This is a genomic window from Streptomyces boncukensis, from assembly GCF_011045075.1.
Taxonomy (GTDB): Bacteria; Actinomycetota; Actinomycetes; order Streptomycetales; family Streptomycetaceae; genus Streptomyces; species Streptomyces boncukensis.
The window spans coordinates 1-7,601 of the sequence record NZ_JAAKZZ010000367.1 but is presented as its reverse complement, the minus strand read 5'-3'; the positions used below and the strand labels follow the sequence as shown (position 1 = coordinate 7,601).

Annotated in this window: 7 protein-coding genes and 2 pseudogenes; 2 read left to right on the top strand and 7 right to left on the bottom strand. The window is 75.3% G+C overall.

Annotation, left to right across the window (positions count from 1 at the left end; all coding sequences use genetic code 11):
• Nucleotides 1–105, top strand: a pseudogene (locus G5C65_RS26850) (IS5/IS1182 family transposase); the annotation flags it as partial.
• Between the two features lie 69 nt (nt 106–174).
• Here the strand turns inward: G5C65_RS26850 and G5C65_RS26845 are convergent.
• From G5C65_RS26845 to G5C65_RS26830, 4 genes are all read right to left on the bottom strand, one after another.
• Entirely contained in the window at nt 175–2,847 is a 2,673-nt protein-coding gene (locus G5C65_RS26845; RefSeq protein ID WP_165301523.1) for a cation-translocating P-type ATPase, read from the bottom strand.
• A 1-nt stretch (nt 2,848) separates the two neighbouring features.
• Nucleotides 2,849–3,208, bottom strand: a complete 360-nt coding sequence (locus tag G5C65_RS26840; RefSeq protein ID WP_165301524.1) for a metalloregulator ArsR/SmtB family transcription factor — start codon at nt 3,206–3,208, stop codon at nt 2,849–2,851.
• Between the two features lie 78 nt (nt 3,209–3,286).
• Nucleotides 3,287–3,610, bottom strand: coding sequence for an AzlD domain-containing protein (locus G5C65_RS26835; RefSeq protein ID WP_165301522.1), 324 nt, complete (start codon nt 3,608–3,610; stop codon nt 3,287–3,289).
• Complete coding sequence (locus G5C65_RS26830) at nt 3,607–4,299, bottom strand: AzlC family ABC transporter permease (RefSeq protein ID WP_165301521.1); 693 nt, start codon at nt 4,297–4,299, stop codon at nt 3,607–3,609. Before G5C65_RS26830 ends, G5C65_RS26835 begins: the two co-directional genes overlap by 4 nt.
• Before the next feature lie 68 nt (nt 4,300–4,367).
• On the opposite strand from G5C65_RS26830, the gene G5C65_RS26825 reads away from it, so the two are divergent.
• Entirely contained in the window at nt 4,368–4,931 is a 564-nt protein-coding gene (locus G5C65_RS26825) for a helix-turn-helix domain-containing protein (protein WP_165301520.1), read from the top strand.
• Nucleotides 4,932–4,989: 58 nt separating this feature from the next.
• Here G5C65_RS26825 and G5C65_RS26820 read toward each other — a convergent pair whose 3' ends face one another.
• The 3 genes and pseudogenes from G5C65_RS26820 to G5C65_RS26810 all read right to left on the bottom strand — a co-directional run.
• A complete protein-coding gene (locus G5C65_RS26820) occupies nt 4,990–6,024 on the bottom strand; it encodes a sugar phosphate isomerase/epimerase family protein (RefSeq protein ID WP_165301519.1) in 1,035 nt (344 codons plus the stop codon).
• Nucleotides 6,021–7,421 (bottom strand): alkaline phosphatase family protein, encoded by a 1,401-nt coding sequence (locus G5C65_RS26815; RefSeq protein WP_165301518.1) that lies wholly within the window; start codon nt 7,419–7,421, stop codon nt 6,021–6,023. Before G5C65_RS26815 ends, G5C65_RS26820 begins: the two co-directional genes overlap by 4 nt.
• Nucleotides 7,418–7,601 (bottom strand): annotated as a pseudogene (locus G5C65_RS26810) (metabolite traffic protein EboE); the annotation flags it as partial. The gene G5C65_RS26815 and the pseudogene G5C65_RS26810, both read right to left, overlap by 4 nt.

Genomic DNA, 7,601 nt, shown 5'->3' with positions numbered 1-7,601 from the left:
TTCAACCGCCTCAAGCAGTGGCGCGGCATCGCGACCCGCTACGACAAGACCGCCGAGTCCTACCAGGGAGCCGTCGCCCTCGCCTCGCTCCTGATGTGGACGTGACATTTGAAGACAACTCCTAGGGGGTGTTTCGAGAGCCCCATGCGCCGCATGGGGCTCTCGAAACACCCCCTAGTGCCGCCGCTCCCACCGGCGCATGGCCACGGCCAGCGCGGTGCCGTACAGCACCATGATCACGGCGAGCAGCAGATAGTACGTGGCGGGCAGCGCCGCCGTCATGCCCAGCGCCGGGCCGAGCGGGGTGAGCGGGAGCACGATGCCCACGGCCGTCAGCAGCGCGGCCGCCGTGCCGACGGGCCCCGGCATCCGGCGGCCCTGAGCGGCCCGGCGGCCGGTGCGCAGCAACAGCATCACCAGCGCCTGGGTCAGCAGGTTCTCGGTGAACCACCCGGCGTGGAAGGCGCCCTGGCCCGCCTCGGTGACCGCGTCCGGCGCGGTGAGGGCGAGCGCGCCGAAGGTGGACAGGTCCGCCGCCGCGTTCAGCACGCCGAAACCGGTGAGGAACCGCAGTATCGCGCGGGGGCGCAGCGCGGTGGGGCGGCGCAGGACGGCGGGGCTCTGCCGGTCGAAGGCGTAGGCGAGCTGGGCGCCGTCGAAGAGCAGGTTCTGGGCCAGCACCTGGGCCGGGAGCATCGGCACGAACGGCAGCAGCAGCGCGGCGGCCAGCATGGCGAGCGCGTTGCCGAGGTTGGAGGAGAGGGTGACGCGCAGATATCCGGCGATGTTCCCGCCGCTGTGCCGCCCCTCGGACAGCGAGCTGTCGACGGCCGCGAAGCGGTCGGCCGCGAACACCACGTCGGCGCTCTCCCGGACCGCGGCGACCGCCTCGCGCGGGCACAGCCCGACGTCGGCGGCGCGCAGCGCGGCGAGGTCGTTGACGCCGTCGCCGAGGAAGCCGGTGGTGTGCCCGGCCGACCGCAGCGCTGCGACGACCCGGGCCTTGTGGCGGGGCGTGCACTGGGCGAAGACAGTGGTCCGCGCGGCGACGGCGGCGAGCTCGGCGTCGTCGAGCGCGTCCATCTGCTCGGCGGTCACCACCCCGCCGACGGGCCCGCTCCCCGGCTCCGCCGGTTCTCCGGGCAGCGGCAGGTCGAGTCCGCGGGCCGCGCGGGCCGCGGTGCCGGCATGGTCGCCGGTGAGGATCTTCACGGTGACGCCCCGCTCCGTCAGATCGCGCAGCGCGTCCCGGGCGCCGGGGGCGAGCGCGTCCCGCAGGCCGACCAGCCCGGCGAACCGCAGGCCGCGCTCGTCGGCCGGGGTGTAGGGGCGGTCGCGGCCCTGCCGGTCGGCGGTGGCGACGGCCAGCAGCCGCAGCCCGTCGGCGGCGTGCAGCGCGGCGCGGGCGCGGATCGCGGCGCGCGCCTGAGCGTCCAGGGCGCAGCGCTCCAGTACGTCGTCGACCGCGCCCCGTACGACGAGGGTGTGCGTGCCCGCCAGCGCCGGGTGCCGGACGACGGCGGTGCCCAGCCGCCGGGCGGGGTCGAACGGAAGCGCAGCGACGCCGTCGTACCCCGCCCAGGGGCCGTCCTCCGGCTGATCCGCCGCCTCCAGCAGCGCCTCGTCCAGCGGGTCGGGCGCGGGCAGCTCCGCGAGCTGGAGCGTCCACAGGGCGCCGAGCGCGGCCCAGCGCAGCACGTCCGCGTCGGGGTTCCCCTCGGCGTCCCACGCGCGGTGCACGACCGGCCGGTCCTGGGTGACGGTGCCGGTCTTGTCCAGGCACAGCACGTCCATGGCGCCCAGGTCGTGCAGCGCGGGCAGCCGCCGTACGATCACCTGGCTCTCCCGGGCCAGCCGTACCGCGCCGCGGGCCAGCGCGGTGGTGACGACCACCGGCAGCATCTCCGGGGTGAGGCTCACCGCGACCGCCACCGCGAACGGCAGGGTCTGCACCCCGCGCCCGGTGAGCGCCGCGTCCGCCATGAGCACCAGCGGCGGCGTCAGCAGCATGAAGCGGATGAGGATCCAGGAGACCCCGTGCATCGAGCGGTCGAACGCGCTGGTCCGGGGTCCGCGTCCGCGCCCCACGGCGGCGAGGTGGGTGTCGGCGCCGGTCGCCACCACGACGGCCGTGCCGCTGCCCGACGCCACCGAGCTGCCCTGGAAGCACAGCTCGGGGCGTGCGGGGAGGCGGCCGGTGTCCGCCGCGTCGCCCGGGGCGGCCCCGTCCCCTGAGCCGTCCCCTGAGCCGTCCCCTGACGCGTCGGCGGGCGGGTGCTTGGCCACCGGGGCCGACTCGCCGGTGAGCGGCGCCTGGTGCACGCTCAGCCCGCTGGACCGCAGCAGCAGCACGTCCGCGGGGACGGTGTCCCCGGCGCCGAGGCGGATCACATCGCCCGGCACCAGGTCGGCCGCGGGTATCTCGCGGGGGCGCGGGCGCCCGTCCGCCGCGCGGCGGCGCAGCACCGTCGCCGTACCGGCCACGAGCGCACGCAGCCCGGCCACCGAGCGGTCCGCGCGGTGCTCGCCGCTCGTCCGCAGCGCGCAGCTGATCCCGACCAGGACCAGGATCACCACGGCCGGGCCCCACGAGGCGACGAGCGCCGAGACCACCCCGAGGCACAGCAGGACGGTGGTGAACGGGTCCCGCACGCTGCGGACCAGCCGGCGCGGCAGGGAGGGCGGGCACGCGGCGGGCACCTCGTTCGCGCCGTGCCGGGCCAGCCGCTCCTCGGCCTCCGCCTCCGTCAGACCGCGCGGCCGGGTGTCCAGCCGGCGCAGCGTGCCCAGCGGCGCGACCGCGCCCGGCGGCGCGGGCGCCGCCTGCCCCTCGTGCGCGTCGCGCATCTCACGCACCGAAGCCGCGGCGCCGGGGCGCCGCCCGCTCCGCCTCGGCGCGCTCGCTCAGCTCGCCGACCATCGTGCGCACCACGGTCACCACGCCGGGGTCGTCGACGAGGTACACCTGGCGCCGCCCCTCGCGCCGCGAGCGCACCAGACCGGCCAGCTTCAGCTTCGCCAGGTGCTGGCTGACGGCGGGCAGCGTGCCGCCGACCCGCTCGGCGAGGTGGGTCACATCGCACTCGCCCTGGGCCAGCGCCCAGACGATATGCAGCCGGGAGGGGGAGGCCAGCAGGCCGAACGCGGCCGCGGCCTGGTCCAGCAACTCGGGTGAGGGGTCCCCGGAACCGTCTGCTCGCCGCTGCACTGTCACACTCCCGCTCCCGTCCCCGAGTCCCGCATCAGTGTATTCCGGGCACGGGCCGCCCCTGCCCGTGCGTCGGCGCTACGGGACGCCCAGCAGGCGGAGGACGGCGGTGGTGGCGGCGGCGGTGAGGACCACCGCGAGGAACGGTACCCGGCGCCAGGCGAGCACCCCCGCCACCGCCACCCCCGCGGGGCGCGCGACTCCGGCGGCGCCGTCCCCCTCCGTCAGCGCCGTCGTCGCGATCAGCGCGGCGAGCAGCACCACGGCCCCCGTCTCCAGCAGCCGCTCGGCGCGCGGCGGGAAGGCGACCCTGCTGCGCAGCAGCGGGCCCGCGAGCCGGAAGGCGTAGGTGCCGGCGGCGAGCGCCAGGACGGCGACGACCAGGGTGCTGGAGCCGGTCATCGGGGTGCCTCCGCCGGCTGTCGGCCCGCCGCCCGCCAGGCGAGCGGCAGCGCCGCCAGGGCGAGCAGCACGGGCAGCCCCGGTGGCAGCACGAGGGTGGCGGCGAGGGCGAGCGCGGCTCCGGCGAGCGCCGTGCGGAGCGTGCCGCGGTCGCGCAGCGCGGGCAGCACGAGCGCGAGCAGCACGGCGGGGAACATCGCGTCGAGCCCGAACGCGTCGGTGTCCCGGACGGCGGTGCCCAGCGCCGCGCCCGCCAGCGCGCCGGCCGGCCAGCAGACCAGGATGCCCAGGCCGCAGGCCCAGTAGGCGGCGCGGCTGCGGCGGGCGTCGGACTGGGCGAGGGCGAAGACGACGCTCTCGTCGTTCATCAGATGGGTGCCCAGCAGCCGGCGCCAGCCGCGTCCGAGGACGTCGGGCAGGGCGAGCCCGAACGGGATGTGCCGGGCGTTGACCAGCAGTCCGGCCAGCACGGCCGCGACCGGGCTGCCGCCGGCCCCGACGATGCCGACGAACAGGAACTCGGCGGAGCCGGCCACCACCAGCGGCGCCATCAGCAGGGGCAGCCACAGCGGGAAGCCGGAGCTGACGGCGATCGCCCCGTACGACAGGGCGGTCACCCCGACGGCCATGCTGACCAGGGCGATGTCCCGGCGCTGGGCACGGGTGAGCGTTCTCCATATCGAATGCACACCCAGTACAATGAACACCGAAGGCCCCGTTCGTCAAGGCGAACGGTTTACCGATGGAGCGAACGCTTATGGCGAGTGACCCGGAGAAGGCCCCGCTGGACGCCATCGCGTCCGCGCTGCGGCGCGAGCGTGCCCGGTCGGGGCTGTCGCTGAGCGAGACCGCGCGGCAGGCCGGGGTCTCCAAGTCCACGCTGTCCCAGCTGGAGTCCGGCGTCGGCAACCCCAGCCTGGAGACGCTGTGGGCGCTGTGCGTCACGCTGGATGTGCCGTTCGCCCGGCTGCTCGACCCGCCCCGCCCCCGCACGCAGGTGATCAGGGCCGACGAGGGCATCGCGCTGGCCGCCGAGCAGGCGGACTACCGGGCCACGCTGCTGTCAGCGAGCCCGCCCGGCGCCCGCCGCGACCTCTACCGCGTGGACGCCGAGCCCGGCAGTGTCCGCGAGTCCGACCCGCACATGCCCGGGGTGCGGGAGCATGTGCTGCTGCTCGCCGGGCGTGCGCTGGTCGGCATGCGGGAGGATCCGGTGGAGCTGGCCTCCGGTGACTACGCGGCCTACCCCGCCGACCTCCCCCATGTCTTCGAGGCCCTGTCCCCCGCGACGAGCGCCATGCTCATCACGGAGCACACCTGATCCGCCGCCGCACCCCGCGACGGGGCGATCAGGAACCGGCGGGGTCCAGCGGCGGGGTCTAGCGGCGGGGCCGCAGGTGGCGCGCCGAGCGGCGGGCGGTGCTGAGGGAGCCCGCCGGGTTGGCCCCGGTATCGGGCGCGTCGTCGCGCTCGACGAGCCAGTGGTGCTCGGTGCGGCAGCCGCGGCCCGCGACCGTGCGGATGAACCGCTCGTAGTCGATGTCCCCGTCCCCGACGTCGACCATCTCGTAGCCGTCCGCCGACGCCTCGTCGTGCTCGCCGTCCTTGACGTGGAAGAGCGGATAGCGGTGCGGCGCCGCCCGGACGTAGTCCAACGGTTCGAACGGGGCCGGGGTGCCGTCCGGACGCTTACTGAAGCGGTACTGGCCGGCGTAGGCCCAGTAGATGTCCATCTCCAGATAGACCAGCTCCGGGTCGGTCTCGGCCAGCAGCACGTCGTAGAGCCGCACCTCGGGGCGGTCCTCGGCGAAGCCGAACTCCATCTGGTGGTTGTGGTGGTAGAACTTCAGGCCGCGCTTGCGCGCGGCCGCGCCGTAGGTGTTGAACTCCTCGGCGACGCGCTTCCAGCCGTCGACGGTGCGGCCGTAGCGGTCGGGTCCTGAGGGGGTGCCGACGTACGGGACGCCGACCTCCGCCGCGTCGTCCAGCACCCGGTCCAGCTGGGTGGCGAAGGTGTAGTCGTCGGGGTTGCCGGAGTAGTAGCCGACGTGGCTGCCGATGCCGCGCAGCCCGTTGCGCCACAGCAGCCGTCTGAGCTGACGCAGCGAGATGTCGCCGGTGCCCTGGGTGTATCCGGCGAACTCGACGGAGTCGTAGCCGTAGCGCCGCAGCTCCTCGAAGACCTTGGCGAAGCCGAGGGCCTGCGTCTGGTCGCGGATCGTGTAGAGCTGGATGCCGAGCTTGCCGCGCGGCACGATCGGGCGGCGGTGCCGCGCCTGCGAGTCGGCCGCCGCCGGGCCCGCGGCGCCGCCCAGCAGGGCCGCCGCCGTCGTGCCCGCCGCCACGCCGAGGAAACCCCGGCGGCGCAGGGCGTGGTGGAGTTCGGGGTGTTCGGTCTTCCGGTCCTGACTCATGTCCGGTCTCCCAGTGCGAGGTCGAGGAGGAGTTGTTTGACGCCGGTCGCGGGGAACGGCCTCCCTTCCGGGTGCGCCCCGAGCGCGCCGGGGCGGGAGCAGAGCAGTACGGGTCCCTCGTCGGTGCGCGCGGGCAGCAGGCCGTGGCTGCCGCGGATCGGGGAGGGGTCGAGCGGCACGACGTTCATCGTGTAGCGCAGGCCGGTCTTCTTGCGGGCCAGCGCCGCGGCGGCGCGCAGCTTGACGTACGGGTCGCGGGGGTCCATGAACAGCTCGGCCGGGTCGTAGCCGGGCTTGCGGTGGATCTCGACCAGCCGGGCGAAGTCGGGCGCGCGGGCGTCGTCCAGCCAGTAGTAGTAGGTGAACCAGGCGTCGGGCTCGGCGAGTGCGACCAGCTCCCCGGCGCGCGGGTGGTCCAGCCCGTGCGCCTTCTTTCCGCTCTCGTCGAGGAGTTCGGCGAGTCCGGGTACGCCGGTGAGGGCTTCGCGTACGGCGGGCAGCTCGGCGGGGTCGCGTACGTAGACGTGGGCGGTCTGGTGGTCGGCGACGACGAACGCGCGGGACGTCCAGGGGTCCAGGTACTCCATGCCGTCCTGGGTGTGGACGTGCAGCAGCCCGGCGCGGCGCAGTACGCGGTTGATGTCGACGTGCCGCCGCACCCGGGTGATGCCGTACTCGGAGAGCGCGACGACGGTGCGCCCCTCCTCCCGCGCCTGGTCCAGCAGGGGCGCGAGCGCGGCGTCCAGCTCGGCGGCGGCGCGGTGGGAGCGGGGGTCGTCGGGGCCGTAGCGCTGGAGGTCGTAGTCGAGGTGCGGGACGTAGCACAGCGCCAGGTCGGGGTGGCGGGTGCGCAGCAGGTGCCGGGTGGCGTCGATGATCCAGCGGGAGGAGGTGAGGGCGGCTCCCGGGCCCCAGAAGGTGAACAGCGGGAAGTCGCCGAGGAGCCCGGTGAGCTCGTCGTGCAGGGCCGGGGGGCGGGTGTAGCAGTCGGGCTCCTTGCGGCCGTCGGCGTAGTAGACGGGGCGCGGGGTCACCGTCCAGTCGGTGTCGGCGCCCATCGCGTACCACCAGCACACGTTGGCGACGGTGTAGCCGGGGTGCGCGGCGCGGGCGGCGTGCCAGAGCTTCTCGCCGCCGACGAGCGCGTTGTGCTGGCGCCACAGCAGGACGTCGCCGAGCTCCCGGAAGTACCAGCCGTTGCCGACGATGCCGTGCCCGGAGGGGAGTTCGCCGGTGAGGAACGTGGACTGCGCGGCGCAGGTGACGGCGGGCAGCACGGTCTGCAGCGGGGTGTGCGTCCCCCGGTCGGCGAGCGCCCGCAGCCGCGGCATACGGGAGAGCAGCGCCGGTGTGAGCCCGACGACGTCGACGACGAGGAGCGGGCGGGGCGCGGTCACGGCAGCTCCTTGAGGCCGAGGTCGGTGAGCATGTCGCGGGCCACCGCCAGCTCCGCCGCGATGCCGTCGGCCAGCTGGGCGCGGGTGGCCGGGCGGAGCGCGGGCGGGAGGGCCTGCCAGGTGTACGTCTCGACCTCCAGGTGCCGGGTGAGCGGCGCGGCGCCGCACACGCGGTGGGTG

Coding starts and splice junctions, on each gene's coding strand:
- G5C65_RS26835 (WP_165301522.1), bottom strand. CDS start 3,610: ATGACCGGCTCCAGCACCCTGGTCGTCGCCGTCCTGGCGCTCGCCGCC.
- G5C65_RS26820 (WP_165301519.1), bottom strand. CDS start 6,024: ATGAGTCAGGACCGGAAGACCGAACACCCCGAACTCCACCACGCCCTG.
- G5C65_RS26845 (WP_165301523.1), bottom strand. CDS start 2,847: ATGCGCGACGCGCACGAGGGGCAGGCGGCGCCCGCGCCGCCGGGCGCG.
- G5C65_RS26825 (WP_165301520.1), top strand. CDS start 4,368: ATGGCGAGTGACCCGGAGAAGGCCCCGCTGGACGCCATCGCGTCCGCG.